The sequence below is a fragment of the Terrabacter sp. 2TAF16 genome (genome assembly GCF_052115065.1).
GTDB lineage: Bacteria > Actinomycetota > Actinomycetes > Actinomycetales > Dermatophilaceae > Terrabacter.
In genome coordinates this window covers 160558-180853 of sequence record NZ_JBFRFZ010000003.1, presented here as the reverse complement: position 1 = coordinate 180853, position 20296 = coordinate 160558, and the positions used below count along the sequence as shown (strand labels likewise).

Genomic DNA, 20296 nt, shown 5'->3' with positions numbered 1-20296 from the left:
CTGCGCCGCGACGCGGTCGTGGCGTTCCGGCATCTGCCATCCTTTTGTCATACAAGTTGTGCACTTGTATGATCAGTGCAACCACCGTCGTCCGAACGAGGAAACGCCATGACCGCCGACCGCATCCGCCACGTCGCCCTGTCGTCCGTCGTCCTGCCCCTGCCCACCCCGATCAGCGACGCCAAGGTGCTGACCGGTCGGCAGAAGCCGATGACCGAGATCGTGCTCCTCTTCGCCGAGATCACGACGGAGCAGGACCAGCGCGGCACCGGGTTCAGCTACAGCAAGCGCGCGGGCGGTCCGGCCCAGTTCGCCCACGCCAAGGAGGTTGCCGAGGGCCTGCTCGGCGAGGACCCCAGCGACATCGCCAAGGTCTACGACAAGCTGCTCTGGGCGGGCGCCTCCGTCGGCCGCTCCGGCGTCGCCACCCAGGCCCTCGCTGCGATCGACATCGCACTCTGGGACCTCAAGGCCCGCCGCGCCGACCTCCCGCTCTCCAAGCTCATCGGCTCGCACCGCGACTCCGTGCGCACCTACAACACCTCGGGCGGATTCCTCCACGCCCCGATCGAGGAGGTCAAGGAGCGTGCCTCCGAGTCGGTCGCGGCGGGCATCGGCGGCATCAAGATCAAGGTCGGTCAGCCCGACATGAAGATCGACCTCCAGCGCCTGTCCGCCGTGCGAGAGCACCTGGGCGACGACGTGCCGCTCATGGTCGACGCCAACCAGCAGTGGGACCGCGCGAGCGCGCTGCGCTTCGGTCGCGCGGTCGAGGACCTCAACCTCGTCTGGATCGAGGAGCCGCTCGACGCCCACGACGCCGAGGGCCACGCCCAGCTCGCCGCCGCCCTCGACACCCCGATCGCGACGGGCGAGATGCTCTCCAGCGTGGCCGAGCACGTGCGCCTCATCGAGGCCCGCGCCGCCGACATCATCCAGCCCGACGCACCCCGCGTCGGCGGCATCACGCCGTTCCTGCGCCTCGCCACCCTCGCCGACCACGCCGGCCTCCAGCTCGCCCCGCACTTCGCGATGGAGATCCACCTGCACCTCGCCGCCTGCTACCCGCGCGAGCCCTGGGTCGAGCACTTCGAGTGGCTGGACCCGCTCTTCAACGAGCGCCTCGAGACCCGGGACGGGCGCATGGTCGTGCCCGACCGTCCCGGTCTTGGCTTCACGCTGAGCGAGCAGGCCAAGGCCTGGACCGTGGACACCTTCGAGGTCGGACGCGCCTGAGGTGGGCGACAGCATCGCCCGGCTCGAGCTCGGCCCTCGTGCCGACTAGGTTGTCGCCGTGACCTCCAGCGCCGACGACCAGCGGCTCGACCGCGACACCGGCCGCGGTCTGGCCCACGAGCTCGTCGAGCGGCTCAAGGAGCAGATCCTCGCCGGAGCGATGGAGCCCGGCCAGAAGCTTCCCACCGAGGCGTCCCTCGTCGCCGAGTACGGCGTGAGCCGCACCGTCGTGCGCGAGGCCATCTCACGGCTCCAGGCCGCGGGGCTCGTGGAGACCTACCAGGGTCGCGGGTCGTTCGTGCTCGCCCTGCCGGCGACGGAGGGCTTCGCCGTCGGGGCCGAGCGGGTGCGCACGCACCGCGACGTCCTCGACATGATCGACTTCCGCATCGGCGTCGAGAGCGAGGCGGCCGGGCTCGCGGCGGAACGACGGACCGACGTGCAGCTCAAGGCGATCGAACGCGCCCTGCGCGAGCTCACGCGCGCCGGTGAGAGGTCGAGCGGCGCCGTCGAGGCCGACTTCGAGTTCCACCGGCGCATCGCGCTCGCGTCCGGAAACCGTTTCTATGCAGACCTGCTCGCATCCCTGGGGCCGATGATGATCATGCTCCCGCGGACCCGGCTCGAGGCCGCCTACACGGTCTCCGACGCGACGCACCTGACACGCGTCTCGCTCGAGCACGAGAACATCCACCTCGCCATCGCCCGGAGCGACGGCCCTGCCGCGCGCGCCGCCATGCGGTTGCACCTCGCCAACTCGCGGGCCCGCCTCCAGCAGGCCTGACCGCCGAGAGGACGGCGTGGACGAGCGCGAGCGGCACGGTTCGCGCAGCGCCCGTCCGTCCGTGTCGCAGGCGTCACCAGCGGGCGGTGTTCGGCTCGAAGCCCGGCTGCACGGAACGCATGTAGACGGTGTCCTCACGCCGGCGGATGCCGCTCGAGAGGTACTGCTCGTGCAGCCTCCCGAGCGCATCCTCGTCGAGTTCGACTCCGAGGCCAGGCGTCGTCGGCACCGCGACCGCCCCGTCGACGAAGTCGAGCACGCCCGGTGCCACGACATCCTCGGTCTTCCACGGGTAGTGGGTGTCGCACGCGTACGTGAGGTTCGGCGTCGCGGCAGCCAGGTGAGTCATCGCCGCGAGGCTGATCCCGAGGTGGCTGTTGGAGTGCATCGACAGCCCCAGGCCGAACGTGTCGGAGATCCCGGCGAGCAGCCGGGAGCGCTGGAGCCCGCCCCAGAGGTGGTGGTCCGACAGCACGACGCCGACGGCCCCGGCTCGCACGGCCGGCTCGAGGTGCTCGAACGCGATGACGCACATGTTCGTCGCGAGCGGCAGGTCGGTCTCGCGCGCGACGGCCGCCATGCCCTCGATCCCCGGCGTCGGGTCCTCGAGGTACTCGATGACGTCGGCCAGCTCGGCCGCAACCCTCACCGACGTGTCCACGGTCCAGGCGCCGTTGGGGTCGATGCGCAGCTTGTGGTCGGGGAATGCGTCGCGCAGCGCGTGCATGGCCTCGACCTCGTCGGCGGGCGGCAGCACGCCCCCCTTGAGCTTGATCGCCTCGAAGCCGTATGCCGTCACCATCCGCTTGGCCTGCACGACGAGCTGGTCGGGGGTGAGGGCCTCACCCCAGTCGTCGTCCGGCCGGCCGGGGTGCCCGGCCCACTTGTAGAAGAGGTAGGCGCTGAACGGCACGGCGTCACGCACCGCACCACCGAGCAGGTCGCTCACGGGCCGGCCGGTCTCACGCCCCTGAATGTCGAGGCAGGCGACCTCGAACGGCGAGTAGACCGTCGCGACCGCGGAGCCCAGCTCGAGCATGCCGCCGAAGCTCGCTCCCCCGCCGCCGGTGCTCCCGCCGAGCGCGTCGACCGTCGCGCGCCACAGCCCGTTGAGGTCGAAGACGTCGGTACCGACGATCCCCTTCGCCACGGCCGCGAGGCGCACGAGGTGCGTCTCGTCGGCGTACGTCTCGCCCAGGCCGACCGACCCGGAGTCGGTGCGCACGCGCACGATCGCGCGCAACGCATACGGCTGGTGGACGCCGACGACGTTGAGCAGGGGCGGGTCCTCGAACGCGACAGGGGTGATCTCGACCGACGCGATGCGCGAGCGTGTCGCCACCATCAGCGGTCCGCCTTGACGGCCAGGACGGGGACGGACGCGTCCAGCAGGATGCGCTGCGCGGTGCTGCCGAGGATGAGCTTGCCGACCGGGCTGCGGTGGCGCAGCCCGATGACGACGAGCGACGCGTCGACCTCGCGGGCCACGGACTCGAGCGTCTCCGCGAGCGAGTCGCCGTGCAACGGCTGGCGCACCTCGACGCGGACGCCGTGGTCCGTCGCGCGGTCGACGATCGCGCTGACCTGCTCCGGCGCCAGCATGTCGTCGTCGACGGGCGCCCCGCGCCGGGGTGAGTTGACGACGACGAGCGGCAGGTCGCGCAAGGCGGCCTCGGCGATGCCCGTCTCGAGGGCGGCGCGACCCTCAGGCGTGTCGAGGTAGCCGACGATGATGGTCATTTCGCCTCCGTGGTCTCGCGGTCAGGGGTCTCGGCCGGGGCCTGGCTGACGGCCGCCTCCTCGGGGGTGCGCACGTCGGCCGGCTCACCACGACGCGCCCGGATCACCTTGCGCACCAACGGGAAGAGAACGACCGCCAGGATCGCGGCAAGGATCGTGCCGGAGATCGGGCGTGAGACGAAGCCGGTCGGGTCGCCGCCGAAGATGAGCAGGGACTGGCGGGCCGACGACTCGATGAGCGTGCCGAGGACGAAGGCGAGGACCATCGGACCGGGGTCGAAACCGAACTTCTTCATGAGGTAGCCGACGACGCCGAAGACGATGACGAGGTAGATGTCGAAGACCGAGTTGTTGACGGTGTAGACGCCGAGCATCGTGATGAGCGCGGTGATCGGCGCGAGGATCGCCGGGCGCACCCTGAGGATGCGCACGAAGATGCCGACCATCGGGATGCTCATGATGAGCAGGAGGATGTTGCCGATGTACATCGAGTTGATGACACCCCAGAAGATGTCGGGGTGGCTGTCGACGAGCTGCGGTCCGGGCTGCACGCCCTGGATGAGCAGTGCCCCGAACATCAGCGCCATCGTCGCGTTGGCCGGGATGCCCAGCGTCAGCAGCGGGATGAACGAGGAGGTCGCAGCAGCGTTGTTGGCCGTCTCGGGGGCGGCCACGCCCTCGATCGCACCGCGGCCGAAGCGCTCCGGCTGCTTGGCTCGGCGCTTCTCGACGGCGTACGCGACGAGTGACGAGAGCACGGCACCGCCGCCCGGGAGCACGCCCAGGCCGAAGCCGATGCCCGAGCCGCGCGCGATGGCACCCTTGGAGTCCGAGAGGTCCTTGCGGCTCGGCCACACCTTGGTGACCTTCGCGGGCGCGTGGACCTTCTTGTGGTTCTCCTCGAGGTTGTAGAGGATCTCGCCGAGACCGAAGAGGCCCATCGCGATCGGCACGAAGTCGATGCCGTCGGCCAGGTTGAGGTTGGCGAACGTGAAACGCTCTGCACCGGTGAAGGTGTCACGCCCGACGGTCGCGATGAGCAGGCCGATCGAGGCGGCGATGATGGCCTTGAGCTTGCCGCCGTTGCCGACCGTCGAGACGAGCAGGACCCCGAGCAGACCGAGGGCGGCGTACTCGGGCGGCCCGAAGTCGAGGGCGTAGCCGGCGACGACCGGCGCGAGCACCGACAAACCGATGATCGAGACCGTGCCACCGATGAACGACCCGATGGCCGCGATGCCGAGGGCTGCCCCGGCGCGACCCTGCTTGGCCATGGCGAAGCCGTCGAAGACGGTCACGACCGAGCTGGCCTCGCCCGGCAGGCGGAGCAGCACCGAGGTGATGGTGCCGCCGTACTGCGCGCCGTAGAAGATGCCGGCGAGCATGATGATCGCCGAGACGGGCTCGATGCCGTAGGTGATGGGCAGCAGGATCGCGATGGTGGCTGCCGGGCCGAGGCCCGGGAGCACGCCGATGAGCATGCCGATGAGGACGCCGACGAGGCAGTAGAGCAGGTTGGTCGGCTGCAGGACGATGCCGAAGCCGTCGATGATCGGGGTGAAGTCCATGGCGAGCCTCCCTTCAGATCAATCGCGGGAGGGGGATGGACAGCGCGAGCACGAACAGCGCGTAGAACGCCGCGACCGTGACGACGCTGATGACCGCAGTCAGGCGCCAGGACTCGCCGCCGAGGAAGCGCAGCCAGATCACCATGAGCACCAGCGAGGGCACCTCGAAGCCGATGACCGGCAGGAGGGCCGCGAGCCCGATGAGGCTCAGGACGCCGAGGCCGGTCAGGGCGCTCGACCGGGTGAACTGCTCCGTGTCCTGCGCCTCGCGGCCGAAGACGATCTGCGCGATCGACAGGGCCGTCACGGCCACGGCGACCGCGAAGGGCCACAGTCCCGGCCCTGGCTCGGTCAGGCTTCCGAGGCCGTAGCCGAGCGCGAGGACCATGCCGGCCACGCCGAGGGCCAGGGTCACGAGGCCGGCGGCCACCTGGGCCAGGGGGCCCGCGTGCGGCGGCCGCTCCTCCTCCAGGTCGTGGGCGAGCTCGGCCTTGAGCTCCTCGAGGATGTCGACCTCGGCGGCCTGCTGCCGCGCCGGTTCGCTCGTCGTGCTCATCCCTGGCTCCTCTTCGAGTGGGTGGTTGGTCCCGGGGCCGGCGTGGAGCGGGTGGACCACCCCACGCCGGGCCGGGTCTGGGTCCGCGTCAGCTGTTGGACGCGAGGGAGATGCCGAACGCCTTGAGCTTGGCGGTGTTCGACGCGAGGTCGGCCTTGAGCTTGGCCGCGACCTCGGCTCCCGGGATCTCGAGCGGCGTGAGGTTGTTCTCCTCGTTGAACTTCTTGTACTCGTCGGCGGCGAAGGCCTTCTTCGCGGCCTCGACGAGCTTGTCCTTGACGGCCTGGGGCGTGCCCTTCGGCGTCGTGATGAAGCGGTACTGCGACACCTGGACGTCGAAGCCCTGCTCCTGTGCCGTCGGCACGTCGGGCAGGAACTTCACGCGCTCCGCGGAGAAGACTGCGAGCGGCACGAGCTTGCCGGCCTTGATGTTCTCGATGGCCTCGCCGACCTGCATCGTCGAGACGTCGACCTGGGCACCGAGCAGGGCCGTGAGGTTCGGGGCACCGCCGTCGAACGGGACGGCCGTCGCCTTGATGCCGGCCGTCGCGAAGGTGAGGGCCGAGTTGAGCTGGGCTCCCGTGCCGACACCGGTCGTGCCATAGCGGATCGTCTTGCCGGCGGCCTTCATGTCGGCGATGCTCTTCCACCCGGTCTTGGGGTTGGTCGCGAGGACGTAGTCGTCGCGCGAGACGCCGTAGACGATGTCGAAGTCGTCGACCTTCACGGCCTCCGACTCCGAGACGGCGAGGGGCGTGATGGCGAAGAGCGACGCGTTCTGGATCGCGATGGAGTAGCCGTCGGCCCCCGCGGTCTGCAGCTCCTTGGCGACGAGCGCGCCGTTGGCGCCGGGCTTGTTGACGACAGGCATCGCGACGCCGAGCGCCTGGCCCATCCCCTTGGACATCGCGCGGCTGATGAGGTCGCTGCTGCCACCTGCCGATGCGCCGACGGTCATCTGGATGCTCTTCGTGGGGTAGTCGCTGCCACCGGACGCGTCACCCCCGCCTCCGCTGCCGTTCTTGACCCCGCCACAGGCGGAGAGAGCGAGAGCGAGGGCGGCGGCGCCCACCACGGAGGCGATGCGGGTCCTCGTTCGAACGTTCGTCATTGAAGGTCTCCTACGAGCTGGGGCACCGTCGTCGGTGCTCTTGGGGTGTGAGGTCTGTCCCCGTGCCGCCCGAGACTACGAAGCGAGTCGATGCCTGTCCAAACCCGATACGGCATCAGTTGATACCTTTGCCGCATCGTCCGGTATCGTCGGCGGCCATGATGACCCTCGACCAGGTCCGCGCCTTCGTCGCCGTCGCCGAGGAGCTGCACTTCGGCCGGGCGGCCGAGCGGCTCACCATGACGCAGCCACCGCTCAGTCGCCAGATCCAGAAGCTGGAGCGCACCGTGGGGGTGACCCTGCTCGAGCGAGACAACCGCAAGGTCGAGCTGACCGAGGCGGGGCGCGCCTTCCTCGACGAGTCCTATCGGCTGCTGGCCCTCGTCGACAGCGCCGGCGACGTGGCTCGACGGATCGACGGCGGCGCCGCCGGAACCCTCCGACTCGGTTTCACGGCTGTGTCGGCCATCGGCGTGCTCGGCCCCCTGCTCAAGGAGCTCGACCGGGGCCTGCCGGGCGTCGACGTCATCCTGCACGAACGGGTCACCGCCGCTCAGGCCGACGGCATCCGCCGCGGCGAGCTCGACCTCGGCCTCGCACGCCCGCCGTTCGACACCTCGGAGTTCGAGTCGTGCGTCGTCTTCCGCGAGCCGCTCTGCGCCGCCGTCCCGGCCGGCCACCCCCTCGCCCAGGTGTCGCGGCCACTCACGGCGGGAGACTTCGACGGGGTGCCTGTCATCAGCTACAACCCCGTCCAGTCGCGCTACTTCCACGAGCTCACGGTCCGGTTCCTCACCAACGCGCACCCCAGGGTCGAGCAACAGGTGCACCAGATCCTCACCGCCGTCCTGCTCGTCGCCGCGGGTCGCGGGTGCGCCCTCGTGCCCACCTCCGCTCGATCGCTCGGGGTGCAGGGCGTGGTCTACATGGACCTCGTCGACGGGGGCGGCGACCCCGACGGTAGCGAGGTGCCGGGCCGCCCGGTCGAGCTGCACGCCATCTGGGCACGCGGCCGCCGGAGTCCGATGCTCCGCCGGGTCCTCGCCCAGATCGGCCGCATGCGGCTCGGCGAGGAGGATTGAGCACCGCCGTCAGTCGCGATGCTCGCCGAGCATCACGGCATACGAAATACGTCTTGGACAGGTATCCACTGCCCTTCCTAGCCTGAGGGCACTCACTGGCCCAGCGGCGGGCCCACCGATCTGCGGGACGGGCAGCCGCTCTGTCTCAAAGGACGCTCCCGTGCCTCTGGCTCCCGACGACCTCGCCCACACCCTGGGCACCGGACTGCTCTCGTTCCCGGTCACCCACTTCACGCCGGACCTCGCATTCGACGAGGCGGGCTACCGCGACCACCTCTCGTGGCTCAGCGGCTACGACGTCGCGGGCCTCTTCGCTGCCGGCGGCACCGGCGAGGGCTTCTCGCTGCGGAGCGAGGAGATCGACACCGTCGTACGCGTCGCCGTCGACGAGATCGGCGGCAAGGTCCCGGTGCTCGCCCCCGCAACCGGCGGCACCGCCGTCGCCATCGCGCAGGCGAAGGCCGCCGAAGCCGCCGGCGCCGACGGGATCCTGCTCTTCCCGCCCTACCTCACCGAGGCCGGCCAGCGTGGGCTCGTCGAGCACGTCTCGGCCGTCTGCCGCGCCACCTCGCTCGGCGTCATCGCGTACTCCCGCGCCAACGCGATCCTCGGCGACGTCGCCGTGGCCGAGGCCGCCGAGCGCAACCCGAACCTCATCGGCCTCAAGGACGGTGTCGGCAACGTCGAGGCGATGACCCGCACGTACGCCCGGGTCGGTGACCGGCTGCTCTACGTCGGCGGTCTCCCCACGGCCGAGACGTTCGCCCTGCCCCTGCTCCAGCTCGGCGTGACGACGTACTCGTCGGCGATCTTCAACTTCGTCCCGGAGTTCGCGGTCGGCTTCTACGAGGACGTGCGACGCAAGGACCTCGAGGCCGTCTACCGCAAGCTCAACGACTTCGTCCTGCCCTACCTCGACATCCGCGACCGCGAGCGCGGGTACGCGGTGTCCATCATCAAGGGCGGCCTCGCCGCGATCGGCCGTCCGGCCGGCCCGGTGCGCCCGCCGCTCACCGACCTCACCGAGCAGGACGTGTCGGACCTCAAGATCCTCATCGACAAGATCAGCTGAACGGAGCCGCTCCGCATGACCACCCTGACCGGACACTCGATCATCGCCGGCTCACCCGTCGCCGGCCGCCTCCCCGGGTCGGCCGGGGTCGAGGCGGCCACGGGCGAGCCGCTCGAGCCCGTCTACACCTACGTCGACGAGGAGCAGCTCCAGGCAGCCACGCAGGCCGCGGCCGACGCCTTCGACACCTACCGCGCCACCTCGCCCGCGCAGCGAGCAGCCTTCCTGGTGAAGGTCGCCGACGAGATCGAGGCCGACGGCGAGGCGATCGTGGCCCGCGGTGTCGTGGAGTCCGGCCTGCCGCTGGCCCGTCTGAGGGGCGAGCTGGGTCGCACGACGGGTCAGCTGCGGATGTTCGCCGAGGTCGTGCGCCTCGGCGACCACCTGGAGGCGCGCATCGACCCGGCCCTCCCCGAGCGCACCCCGCTCCCCCGCGCCGACATCCGGCAGCGCCACGTCCCGGTCGGCCCGGTGGCCGTCTTCGGGGCGAGCAACTTCCCGCTCGCTTTCTCCGTCGCCGGTGGTGACACGGCCTCGGCGCTCGCCGCCGGGTGCCCCGTCGTCGTCAAGGCCCACAACGCGCACCCCGGCACGAGCGAGCTCGTCGGGGCAGCGGTGGCGCGCGCGGTCGCGGCCAGCGGCCTGCCCGCCGGTGTCTTCTCCCTCGTCTTCGGCAGCGGCACCTCGGTCGGTCAGGCGCTCGTCCGCGACCCGCGGATCAAGGCGGTCGGCTTCACCGGCTCGCGCGCCGGCGGACTGGCGCTCGTCGCCACGGCTGCGGCCCGGCGCGAACCGATCCCCGTCTATGCGGAGATGAGCTCGGTCAACCCCGTCGTCGTGCTGCCCGGCAGCATCGGTGGCGGCCGTGCGGAAGGCCTCGCGGCGGCATACGTCGGCTCGCTGACCCTCGGATCCGGGCAGTTCTGCACGAACCCCGGGCTCACCTTCGTGCCCACCGGCCCGGACGGAGACTCCTTCCTCGCGGCCGCCGCGCGCGCTGTCTCGGCCGCGACCGGCCAGACGATGCTCACCTCGGGGATCGCCCAGGCCTTCGACAAGGGCACCGGCACCCTCCGTGGCGCTGCGGGTGTCACGGTCGAGGCGGAGGGGCATGCCGGCGACGGCGTCAACGCGCCCGCACCGCTGCTCGCGTCCACGACGTCTGCAGCGCTGCGCGACGACCCCGCGGTCAGCGAAGAGGTCTTCGGCGCCGCGGGTCTCGTCGTGCGCTGGGACGGCTTGAGCGAGCTCACCGACGCGCTCCGTGATCTCGAGGGCCAGCTCACCGTCACGGTCCAGGCCGCGGACAGCGATCACGACGCGGCCCGAAACCTGCTCCCGCTGCTCGAGACGAAGGCCGGCCGCATCCTCTTCAACGGGTGGCCGACCGGGGTCGAGGTGGGCCACGCGATGGTCCACGGTGGACCCTTCCCGGCGACGAGCGACCCACGGTCCACCTCGGTCGGCTCGCTCGCCGTCTACCGTTTCCAGCGACCGGTCGCCTATCAGGACGTGCCGGCCGACCTCCTGCCCGAGGCGACCCGCGACGACAACCCGTGGGGCGTCACCCAGCGCATCGACGGCCGGTTGCGACCGGCCCAGAACTGACGGGAGCACCCATGTCGCCGAAGATCTCGTCCGTCGAGGTCGTTCCCGTCGCCGGGCACGACAGCATGCTGCTCAACCTCAGCGGCGCGCACGGCCCCTTCTTCACCCGCAACGTCGTCATCGTCAGCGGCAGCGACGGCAGCTCCGGCCTCGGGGAGGTCCCGGGCGGGGAGAGGATCGCGAGCACGATCCGCGAGGCCGCGGAGCTGTTGGTGGGCCAGGAGATCGCCCGGTTCCGCCAGCTGCTCCGCCGGGTCGCGGAGGCGTATGCCGGGCGCGACGCGGGCGGTCGGGGCGCCCAGACCTTCGACCTCCGCACGACCGTGCACGCCGTGACCGGGCTCGAGTCGGCCCTGCTCGACCTGATGGGCCAGCATCTCGGCGTGCCGGTCGCGGAGCTGCTCGGTGACGGGCAGCAGCGCAGTCACGTCCCGATGCTCGGCTACCTCTTCTACGTCGGCGACCCGGCTCGCTCCGACCTGCCCTACGTCGTCGGGGACGGCGGCGACGACCGCTGGTCGCAGCTGCGTCGTCGGGAGGCCCTGACCCCGGATGCCGTGGTCACCTTGGCAGAGGCAGCCCAGGAGCGCTACGGGTTCAGCGACTTCAAGCTCAAGGGTGGGGTGCTGGCCGGCGAGGAGGAGGTCGCCGCGGTGACCGCCCTCGCCCGACGATTCCCCGACGCCCGCGTCACCCTCGACCCCAACGGCGGCTGGCTTCTCGACGACGCCGTACGCCTGTGCACCGGCCTCGACGACGTGCTCGCCTACGCGGAGGACCCGGTCGGCCCGGAGGGACGCTTCTCCGGTCGGGAGACGATGGCGGAGTTCAAGCGGGCGACCGGCCTGCGGACGGCGACGAACATGATCGCGACCGACTGGCGCGAGATGGCCCACGCGATCCGCAGCGACGCCGTGGACATCCCCCTCGCCGACCCGCACTTCTGGACGATGGCGGGCTCCGTGCGGGTCGCGCAGCTGTGCAACGACTTCGGCCTGACGTGGGGGTCGCACTCCAACAACCACTTCGACATCTCCCTGGCGATGTTCACGCACGTCGGCGCGGCAGCACCGGGAGAGATCACAGCCCTCGACACGCACTGGATCTGGCAGGACGACCAGGCCCTGACGACCGCACCGCTGCAGATCGTCGACGGCGCCATCGAGGTGCCCAGCTCACCCGGGCTCGGGGTGACGCTGGACCGTGAGGCGCTCGCCGCTGCACACGAGCTCTACCTCGAGCACGGGCTCGGCGCCCGCGACGACGCCGTGGCCATGCAGTACCTCGTCGACGACTGGACCTTCGACCCGAAGCGCCCCTGCCTCGTCCGCTGACCGAGCCCCCGCCTGAGCACGGCCGGACGTCCCAACCCCGGACCGACCTCCGTGCGAGAGTGCGCCACGGCGCAGCCGTGGTCAGGGGCGGTGCTGGCCGCCGAGGTTGAGGAAGGCTGCGGCGACGTCGTCGGTCTCCGCGACCGAACGGGCCAGGGCCTCGTCGCTCGGGAGGCCGGAGGCGAGCAGCTCGTGGTGGCGCGTCATCGTCGTCGCGGCGACGTCGTCGGGCACGGGCGAGACGGCCGCGACGACCGAGCGCGCGCCGAGCGAGAGCAGTGAGAGCGCGAGGCCGAGGGACTCGTGCCCGGGGCGGGGCGAGGCGAGCCCGACCTCGCACGCCGAGAGCACGATGTGGTCGGCGCGCACGCCGGTGGGCTGAAGCTCGTGAGCGAAGACGGGCCCGTCGTGGAGCACGAGCGAGGAGAAGAGCGGCGACTCCACCTGGTGGGTGCCGTGCGCGGCGACGTGGACGACACCCGAGCGGGCGAGTGCCCCGACGAGGTCGGCCCGGCGGGACGGCTCGGCGAGGTGGGCCACCTCGCCCCACGTGCCGACGATCGTCCGTCCCTCGCCCGACGCGCGAGGGACGGACGGGCCGACGCTGACGTGGACGGGCCCCCGACGAGGAGCGTCCCCCGGTGGTGCGGCGCGGCGGGTGAACGACGTCAGCGACAGTGCCACCGTGAACGGCCGTCCGGTCATCGACGGCAGGAGCGCCCACGGGAGGGCCGACAGCTCGGGGCACGTCACCACGACGAGGCCACGGTCGGTGCGCCACGGCCGCAGCAGGCCGTCGTCGAGCTCGGTCGCGCTCGAACGCAGCGACGACCAGACGGCGCCGGCGAGCGGGCCCAGGTGGTGCGTGGCCGCGGCCCGCAGGTCGACGCGGATGCGTTGGGCGAGCTCTGCGGCCCGATCGGCCGGCATGAGGTCACGCATCGTCGCGCGACCACCGACGACCCCGACCGCACCGATGCGGCCGCGGTGGCGGAAGAACCACACGAGGTCGCGGTCGACCCGGCCGAGGTGCTCGCGCGCCTCACGGACCCGCACCGGCACGGCGCGCGAGGCCCCGCCGCTGCGGCTCAGGGCCCAGTCGCGGTCTCGGATCTGCCGCTCCAGGCGCGAGGCGTGGTCGTGCAGCTCACGCGCCTGCTCGGGGTCGCCCTCGCCGCGCAGGTGCCCACGGACGGCGCGCAGCTGCTCGGTGAGCTGGGCGAGCTGCTCGTCGTCGGGCCGCCCGAGCGAGGGCAGCCGGTCGGTCGCGCTGCGCCACCGCTCGAGGGCCTCGAGCACGGCGCCGCTGCCCCGGGGCACGGCGAGCTCGAGGTCGAGCTCGGAGAGCCGGGCGCCGTGGACCGCGCGGGCGGTGCGCAGGTCGAGACTCGCGCTGCCCTCCTGGCCGGCCGCGAGGCGACGGGAGGCCCGAGCGAGGATGCGTCGGGCCGGCGCGAGGTCACCCGTGGCGACGAGCGTCATCGCGGTGACGACGGCGGCATCGAGCTCGTCGGAGAGTGACCCGGTGGAGACCCGCTCGAGGCCGAGCAGCCTCGTGTTGGCTCCGGCCGGGTCACCGGCGAGCAGCAGCGCCTGCGCGGCGACGACCCTGGCACTGTCGGCGAGCTCGGAGTCGCCCAGCTCGGTCGCCGTCTCCGCGAGATCGTCGGCGGTCGCCGCCGCCGCGAGCGCCACGGTGGCGTCCCCGACACCGACGACCTGCCGGACGAGCTCGGCGTCGGGATGGGCGTCCCCGACCCCATGACGGCCGTCGCGCTCCCGACCACGGCGGGTACGCCGCTGGCGGTCCAGCTCGACGAGGAGGCCGACGAGCATCGCCTTGGCAGCCCACGCGGTCGCCCCGATGCGGGCGTACGTCTCGCGAGCCGACGCCGCGGCCGAGGCTGCCAGGTCGAGGTGGCCGAGCAGCCGGTGGGCGCGCGCGAGTGCCAGCTCGAACTCGGCCCGCATCTGGTCGTGGCCGTCGCCCTCGAGGGTCTCGAGGCCACCGTGCAGCGCCTCGACGGCCTCCTTGACGAGCCCCGCCTCGAGCAGCACCTGGGCGCGGTCGAGGCGCGCCGGTCCCGTGAAGACGTCGGACTCCAGCTCCTCGGCGAGGGCCATGCCGGCGAGGGAGCGCGGGATGTCACCGAGGAGGTAGGCGGCATACCCCTCGTTGTGGCGGGCCATGAACTCCTGGGCCACCCCGCCGAGGTCGTGCGCGAGGCGCGCCGCCTCGGCGAAGGACTCGAGCGCCTCCTGCGGCCGCAGCAGCTCGAAGGCGAGCATCCCGCGGCTCAGGTGCACCGAGCACTGCTCGCGCTCGGTGAAGGCGTCGAGGCGGCGCACCGCCCCCTCGAGCCCGTCCCATGCCGAGGCGAGGTCACCGACGCGGCCGTGGATGTTGGCGCGCTGGTAGTCGAGCCGGGCTCGGAGCGCCTCGTCGCCGAGCTCGTCGACGAGCACCTCGGCCTCGGAGAGCCGAGCCAGGGCGGCCTCCACCCCGGACAGCATGAACTCCGTCAGGGCGAGCGTGATGAGCGTCTTGCAGCGCAGCTCGAGCCGGTCCCGGGAGGGCGCGGCGCCCGCCACGCGCTCGATCTCGTCGAGGGCCGCCGTCAGCGAGCGCGCCGCATCGACCGGCCGCCCGGCCATGTTGTCCGCGGCACCCTGCTCGCGCAGGGTGCGTGCACTCTCGAGCAGATCGATGGCTCCCGCCCGGCCTCTCGCTCAGGGGCCGGTCACCACGTCAGGTCGGGATCGTCAGATCTGGATCGTGGGGGTGATGACCGGTCGCATGTCCTCGTTGCCCGGGTCAGTGACGACGAAGTGCACCGGCCCATGGGGTAGATCATCCAGAACAAAGCGCCCGTTCGCATCCGAAATCACCGTCGAGCTGCCCTCGGTCGTCACCGCCTCGATCTGTGCACCGGGCGCCGTGACCCAGCCGTCGACGCGCACGCGGTCGTCCGCGTCGTCGTCGTCGGAGTCCGCCGGCCCGGCCGAGACCATGAGGCTCACCGAGGCGGCCGTGAACGTCACCGAGTCGGTGGGCGTCGGCTCGACCTTCGTCTCCGCGCCGCGGGTCGTCAGCAGGGCCGAGTCCATGAGCTCGGCGACCTCGGCGTGCAGGGCGTGGACCGTGATCGCGAACTTGATGCGCTCGGCGAGGTCGCTCGGGACGGGGTCGGCGTGGCCGAAGAGGTCACGCACGTGGTGGAGGTTGGCGATGTCGCGGGCATCGATGGCGTCAGTGTGAGATGTCATGTCAGACCGCCCATCCGGGGTCGGTGCCGAGGGTCGTCCTCAGCTTCTGGAGGCAGCGGCCACGGGTCGGGCCGATGCTGCCGACCGGCATCCCCAGCGACTCCGCGATGGCGGCGTAGTCGGGGCGGTCGGCGAACGCGATGACCCGGAGCAGCTCCTGGCACCGCGGGGAGAGGGTCGAGACGTGCTTCCACAGCACGCGCTGGCGCTCCGAGAGGATGGTCTGCGCCTCGGGGTCGAGCTGCTGCGCCGGGGCCTCCGGCACCTCCTCGACACCGAACTCGCGCCGGGCCCCGCGGGCGAGCCGCCACACCTCGCGCTTGACGACGACGACGAGCCAGCCGAGCACCGCAGCCGGCTCGTTGATCGAGTCGGCCCGGTCGACGAGCTGGAGGAACGCCGTCTGGATGGCGTCCTCGCACGTCGCCGGCGCACCGCCCTGGGACCGTGCGGCGTTCCACAGCACGGGGGTCACGAGGTCGACGAGCTCGGAGAGCCGCTCGCGCTCGCCCGCGCGGTAGGCGGCGAACGCCTTGCCCGCGAGGGTCCCGAGGCCGTCGGGGGCGGTGGGGGTCGGCGTCATGATCGCGCCCTTCCGATGCAGGTGCGCAGCGCACGGATGGCGCGCTTGCGCATGACGGGGGACGAGACGTCGGCCAGGCCGCCCTCGTCGATGAGGGCCGCCGCGAGCTCTGCCGCGAAGACCGGGGTGGAGAAGGACGTGCCGCTCCAGACACCGAAGCCACCGGTGTAGTCGTCGGGGTCGACCGTGCAGCGCACCGTGCCGTCGGCCGAGACCTGCGACGACGGCTGTCCCATGCCGTTGGTGAGCGGCAAGGTGCTGACGACGGAGACGCCGGACCGCACGGCGCTGACGACCGTGAGGTTGTTGGAGAAGAGCGCGACGGTCACCCCGTCGGGGTTCGTCGCGCCGACGCTGGCCAGCGGCGGGACCGACTTCGCGGTGACGCGCTGCGGGGGCGCCGCCGCGAGCGCCGCCGGGACGAAGGGCGCGTTCGTGCCGTCGTTGCCGACACCGGCCACGACGAGGACGCCGTGCTCGCCGAAGCGGTCGAGCAGGTCGGCGACCGGCCCGGACGTGTAGCTGCGGTCCTCGGCGTAGTAGCCGAGGGAGAGCGAGAGGACGTCGACCACCTCGGACGCGTCGTCGTGCTCCTGCCCGTGGACGTGCCGGTCGAGCAACGCCTGGAGGACATCGAGCATGACGCTCTCGTCGACGACGCCGTCGTCACCCATGACAGGGATGGAGAGGATCGTCGCCTCCGGGCAGCCCTGGCGCACGAGGCCGGCGATGAACGTGGCGTGCCCCTGGAGCAGCCCGACGGGCTCGCTCGGGGCCGGCACGGCGATCGGTGGGTCGACCGGCTTCGGCGTCTTCACCGGCACGAGCCGGCCGTCCTTGAGCTCGAGCCGCACGACCCCCTCGCCGTCCTTGAACCAGGGGTGCGCCGCGACCGCCGTGTCGGGCACGACGACGACGGGGTTGCGGTCGACGGGACGTGCCCGCAGCCGCGGGTCGGGCAGGGCCAGGGCCACCGGCATACGGCCGCCCCGCCCGGGCACGGAGTACTCCTGCAGCGCGGACCCGCCGACGCCACCCCAGTAGCCCCCGACGCCACCCCAGTAGCCGCCCACGCCACCCCAGTAGCCCCCGACGCCGCCCCAGTAGCCGCCGACGCCGCCCCAGTAGCCGTCTGCCGGGCGCAGGACGTGCTCGAGGCTCAGCTGCTCGGCGATCGGCTCGCCGGACTGGCGCAGCCGCTGGAGCACGCTCCACGCGTCGACAGGGTCGATCGAGCGGGTCGGCCGGAGCGTGATGCTCGTGCCCCAGGAGGGCTGGTCGAGATCGCGCGGCCCACCCTCGGGCCGAGGCGTCACGGTGAAGTCGAGCTCGAGCTTGCCCAGCGCCGTGCGCAGGTCCTCGAGTCCTCGCGGCCTGCCCCCACCCGACGGAGTCCGCACGAGGAGGCGGTCGGAGAGGTAGAGGGCGGGAAGCGGCGGGCGACCGTCGGTCAGGCGCATCGCCGTGGCCGGGTCGAGGGCGCGGACGGGCGGACGTTCGGGGCGGCGGGAGCCGCCGGCCGCGTTCTCGCCGGTCGCTCCCTGTGGGGCGTCGGGACCCGACTCTGACATCGACAACCTCCTGAGGGGCGGATGGTGTTGGAAAGACCCTTACACCCGACTGAGTGTGCGTACGCGTTTTCCTGATACATCGGGCCTTCCGAACTTTTTCGTCCGGAGACGTATCAAGCCCGGACGGGACGACTCTGGGTGGTCAGGGGGAACGGTCACCGGGCTGCAACGGGGCGCTGCGGAGGGGCAGCAGGCCCGGTGACCTGCACAGGGGTTCGGGACTTCCAGGGGGCGGTCCCGTCCGTGGGGCGCCGGGCCTGGCAGCACCGGCGCCCCCTCCCCTGCCCTCGCGCGCAGGGCGCACCTCGGACGGGCAGGGCCCGCGTATGCCGTCGCCGCGCGTCGCGCTCGCGCGCTCACTCCCTGCGGCGCATACTTCTCGAACGTGCGCGGACGTCGGTACCGCGCGACGTGAGCTCAGGGGAGTCAGGGTGCAGGGCATGGCAGGCGTTCGGAACAGTCACGATCGACGGGGCGGGATCGCCTCTGCTGCAGCGGTGGTCGTGCTCGGCCTGACGTTGACGGCGTGCAGCGGCACGACACCGCAGACGACGTCAGCCGTCGAGTCGCCCACGGTCACGGCCACGGCGACGGGCACCGTCCAGCCCGGCCCCACCGAGCCGATCCCGACGGTGACGGCCGACCCGCTCACCCCGACGAAGCCCACCCCGCGCCCGTCGGCCACGCTCAGCGCGACACCGGCTCCGACGCCGACGACACCGGCTCCGACGCCGACCGACCCGGGGAGCGTCGCGGGGGCGTGCGAGCGCACGCTGCCGGCATACCCCGTGCTCGAGCCCGGCGCGAAGGCAACCGCGGTGCGGTCGCTCCAGTGCTTCCTCAACGACGCCGACTACGGCCCGGTCGCGGTCGACGGCGTCTACGGCGCCCAGACCCGCGCGGCCGTGACGAAGGTCGAGTCGACCTTCGAGGGGCCGGCGCCCAAGCCGGGCCGCATCGACGCCGGCATGTGGGTGCTGCTCATCTCGCGCGCCCTCGGTGACGGCACGCTCAAGGTCGGCTCGAAAGGCCCCGACGTCGTGACGCTCCAGCGGGCGCTGCGGGCCGCGGGCGGCACGATCACCGTCGACGGGGACTTCGGCTCGGAGACGAAGAAGGTCGTCAAGCGCTTCCAGCAGGCCAACCGCATCGGGGACGACGGCGTCGTCGGCGACGAGACGCTCTTCCTGCTCAGGATGGGCGCGACGATCGGCTGAGGCCGAGTCGGCCGGACCGCCCGAGGAGGGCCGGTCAGGCGCGCAGGTCGTCGAGCCAGGTCCTCGCGCGATCGAAGTCGTCGTCGGACGTGCCGGGCCGTGCGTCAGGGCGACCCCCGTCGGCCCGCGGGTAGGACCCGAGAAACCGCACCTCGGCACACACCCGCCGCAGGCCCATGAGGGTCTCGCCGACGCGCGCGTCGAGGAGGTGGCCCTCGAAGTCGATGGAGAAGCAGTAGGACCCCATGGCCTCGCCCGTGGGCCGCGACTCGAGGCGGGTCATGTTGACGCCGCGGACGGCGAACTGCTCGAGCAGCTCGAGCAGGCCACCCGCGTGGTCGTCGCGCTGGAAGAGCACGACCGTCGTCTTGTCGGCGCCGGTCGGCTCGGGCAGCGTGCCGGGTCGCGCGACGAGGACGAAGCGCGTCACGGCCGACGCGTTGTCGCCGATGTCCTCGGCGAGGATCTCGAGCCCCTCGTTGCGGGCCGCGGCGGGCGCGCAGACGCCGGCGTCGAACATGACGTCGCCCGGCTGCCCGAGCGCGGCGGCGCTCGCGGCCGTCGACAGGGTCGGGACGTACTCCGCCTCGGGAAGGTGCTGCCCCATCCAGCCGCGCACCTGGGCCCAGGCGTGCGAGTGGGTGCCGACCGTGCGGACCGTGTCGAGCGGCACACCCGGCCGGGCGCAGAGGACGAACGTGATCGGGACGAGCACCTCGCCGATGACGACGAGCGGCTCGCCCGTCGCGAGCGAGTCGAGGGTCGCGGAGACGCCGCCCTCGACGGAGTTCTCGATGGGCACCATCGCGGCGTCGATGTCGCCCGTCCGCAGCGCCGAGAGCGCGGCGTCGACCGAGCCGAACGGCAGGTGGTCGCGGCCCTCGGCGGCGTCCCAGGCGTCGAGCGCCATCTGGGTGAAGGTGCCACGCGGCCCGAGGTAGCCGAAGCGGTGCAGCTGGTCTGGGGTGCGGGGCGGCGTCACGACGCGTCCTTCGTCCGGTCGGGCAGGCGGGTCGCCGAGGCCAGCGCCTGCTGCTCCTCGGGGGTCAGGGTGATGCTCGACTTCCCGCCGACGATGCCCTTGGCGTAGGTCCGGGACTCGCCGCGGGCGTGGATCGAGCTGATGACGATGCCGTCCCCGAGGTCGTCGACGATCGCGGCCGAGAAGGACAGCCGCCCGCCCATGTCACCGAAGGCGTCGTAGCGCACGACGGCGACGTTGCGCAGGCTCTGGCGCACGTCGTCCTCGGCGCTCGCCACGTGCTCGCGCAGGCGGGTCAGCTCGGCCGTGAGCCGGTCGATGCGGTGGTTCTGGGTGGCGGCCACGCGCGCGATGTCGGTCTGGCCGCCGTCGTCCAGGGCGGCGAAGTCGCGCCGGACCCGGGAGAGCTGCAGCTGGGCCCTGACGGCGAGTGCGAGGGCGAGCAGCGCGACGACGACGGCGGCGATGGCCAGGGTCGTCAGCGTCGGGGCGTCCACGATCGGCAAGGGTAGCCGCGCCGGTGGCCCGTAGCCTTCCGATTCCAGCCCGTGACCTCGCCCTCCACGGACAGGCTCGGTTTGTAGT

At 72.1% G+C, this 20296-nt stretch carries 18 protein-coding genes; 7 read left to right on the top strand and 11 right to left on the bottom strand.

The window, feature by feature from the left end:
• Nucleotides 1-108 precede the first annotated feature (108 nt).
• Nucleotides 109-1236 carry an L-talarate/galactarate dehydratase gene (locus tag AB4Z14_RS04695; protein WP_442274181.1) on the top strand — a complete coding sequence of 376 codons (1128 nt, stop codon included), beginning with the start codon at nt 109-111 and terminating at the stop codon, nt 1234-1236.
• 58 nt (nt 1237-1294) lie between these two features.
• Complete coding sequence (locus AB4Z14_RS04690; protein WP_442274180.1) at nt 1295-2020, top strand: FadR/GntR family transcriptional regulator; 726 nt, start codon at nt 1295-1297, stop codon at nt 2018-2020.
• A 73-nt stretch (nt 2021-2093) separates the two neighbouring features.
• Here AB4Z14_RS04690 and AB4Z14_RS04685 read toward each other — a convergent pair whose 3' ends face one another.
• From AB4Z14_RS04685 to AB4Z14_RS04665, 5 genes are all read right to left on the bottom strand, one after another.
• Nucleotides 2094-3365 carry a glucarate dehydratase family protein gene (locus AB4Z14_RS04685; RefSeq protein ID WP_442274179.1) on the bottom strand — a complete coding sequence of 424 codons (1272 nt, stop codon included), beginning with the start codon at nt 3363-3365 and terminating at the stop codon, nt 2094-2096.
• A complete protein-coding gene (locus tag AB4Z14_RS04680) occupies nt 3365-3760 on the bottom strand; it encodes a universal stress protein (protein ID WP_442274178.1) in 396 nt (131 codons plus the stop codon). The genes AB4Z14_RS04685 and AB4Z14_RS04680 overlap by 1 nt, the downstream gene beginning before the upstream one ends.
• Nucleotides 3757-5328 carry a tripartite tricarboxylate transporter permease gene (locus tag AB4Z14_RS04675; RefSeq protein WP_442274177.1) on the bottom strand — a complete coding sequence of 524 codons (1572 nt, stop codon included), beginning with the start codon at nt 5326-5328 and terminating at the stop codon, nt 3757-3759. The genes AB4Z14_RS04680 and AB4Z14_RS04675 overlap by 4 nt, the downstream gene beginning before the upstream one ends.
• Before the next feature lie 13 nt (nt 5329-5341).
• Nucleotides 5342-5884, bottom strand: a complete 543-nt coding sequence (locus AB4Z14_RS04670) for a tripartite tricarboxylate transporter TctB family protein (protein ID WP_442274176.1) — start codon at nt 5882-5884, stop codon at nt 5342-5344.
• Between the two features lie 88 nt (nt 5885-5972).
• Nucleotides 5973-6995 carry a tripartite tricarboxylate transporter substrate binding protein gene (locus AB4Z14_RS04665; RefSeq protein WP_442274175.1) on the bottom strand — a complete coding sequence of 341 codons (1023 nt, stop codon included), beginning with the start codon at nt 6993-6995 and terminating at the stop codon, nt 5973-5975.
• Nucleotides 6996-7153: 158 nt separating this feature from the next.
• On the opposite strand from AB4Z14_RS04665, the gene AB4Z14_RS04660 reads away from it, so the two are divergent.
• The 4 genes from AB4Z14_RS04660 (at nt 7154) to AB4Z14_RS04645 (ending at nt 12091) form a co-directional block, all read left to right on the top strand.
• Nucleotides 7154-8077: a LysR family transcriptional regulator gene (locus AB4Z14_RS04660; RefSeq protein WP_442274174.1), complete on the top strand. Its 924-nt coding sequence runs from the start codon at nt 7154-7156 to the stop codon at nt 8075-8077.
• 160 nt (nt 8078-8237) lie between these two features.
• A complete protein-coding gene (gene kdgD, locus AB4Z14_RS04655; protein WP_442274173.1) occupies nt 8238-9149 on the top strand; it encodes a 5-dehydro-4-deoxyglucarate dehydratase in 912 nt (303 codons plus the stop codon).
• A 15-nt stretch (nt 9150-9164) separates the two neighbouring features.
• Nucleotides 9165-10757, top strand: coding sequence for an aldehyde dehydrogenase (NADP(+)) (locus AB4Z14_RS04650; protein ID WP_442274172.1), 1593 nt, complete (start codon nt 9165-9167; stop codon nt 10755-10757).
• An 11-nt stretch (nt 10758-10768) separates the two neighbouring features.
• Nucleotides 10769-12091: an enolase C-terminal domain-like protein gene (locus AB4Z14_RS04645; RefSeq protein ID WP_442274171.1), complete on the top strand. Its 1323-nt coding sequence runs from the start codon at nt 10769-10771 to the stop codon at nt 12089-12091.
• A gap of 81 nt (nt 12092-12172) precedes the next feature.
• Here AB4Z14_RS04645 and AB4Z14_RS04640 read toward each other — a convergent pair whose 3' ends face one another.
• The 4 genes from AB4Z14_RS04640 to AB4Z14_RS04625 form a co-directional block, all read right to left on the bottom strand.
• Nucleotides 12173-14746 carry a CHAT domain-containing protein gene (locus tag AB4Z14_RS04640; RefSeq protein WP_442274170.1) on the bottom strand — a complete coding sequence of 858 codons (2574 nt, stop codon included), beginning with the start codon at nt 14744-14746 and terminating at the stop codon, nt 12173-12175.
• 108 nt (nt 14747-14854) lie between these two features.
• Nucleotides 14855-15358, bottom strand: coding sequence for a carboxypeptidase-like regulatory domain-containing protein (locus AB4Z14_RS04635; protein WP_442274169.1), 504 nt, complete (start codon nt 15356-15358; stop codon nt 14855-14857).
• Between the two features lies 1 nt (nt 15359).
• A complete protein-coding gene (locus AB4Z14_RS04630) occupies nt 15360-15941 on the bottom strand; it encodes an RNA polymerase sigma factor (RefSeq protein WP_056774801.1) in 582 nt (193 codons plus the stop codon).
• Nucleotides 15938-17512, bottom strand: coding sequence for a S8/S53 family peptidase (locus AB4Z14_RS04625; protein ID WP_442274168.1), 1575 nt, complete (start codon nt 17510-17512; stop codon nt 15938-15940). The genes AB4Z14_RS04630 and AB4Z14_RS04625 overlap by 4 nt, the downstream gene beginning before the upstream one ends.
• Nucleotides 17513-17952: 440 nt before the next feature.
• On the opposite strand from AB4Z14_RS04625, the gene AB4Z14_RS04620 reads away from it, so the two are divergent.
• Nucleotides 17953-18729, top strand: coding sequence for a peptidoglycan-binding domain-containing protein (locus AB4Z14_RS04620; RefSeq protein ID WP_442274167.1), 777 nt, complete (start codon nt 17953-17955; stop codon nt 18727-18729).
• 34 nt (nt 18730-18763) lie between these two features.
• Here the strand turns inward: AB4Z14_RS04620 and pheA are convergent, their stop codons facing one another.
• Both pheA and AB4Z14_RS04610 read right to left on the bottom strand, forming a co-directional pair.
• Nucleotides 18764-19711, bottom strand: coding sequence for a prephenate dehydratase (gene pheA / locus AB4Z14_RS04615; RefSeq protein WP_442274166.1), 948 nt, complete (start codon nt 19709-19711; stop codon nt 18764-18766).
• Complete coding sequence (locus AB4Z14_RS04610; protein WP_442274165.1) at nt 19708-20208, bottom strand: DUF4446 family protein; 501 nt, start codon at nt 20206-20208, stop codon at nt 19708-19710. Before AB4Z14_RS04610 ends, pheA begins: the two co-directional genes overlap by 4 nt.
• Nucleotides 20209-20296 lie beyond the last annotated feature (88 nt).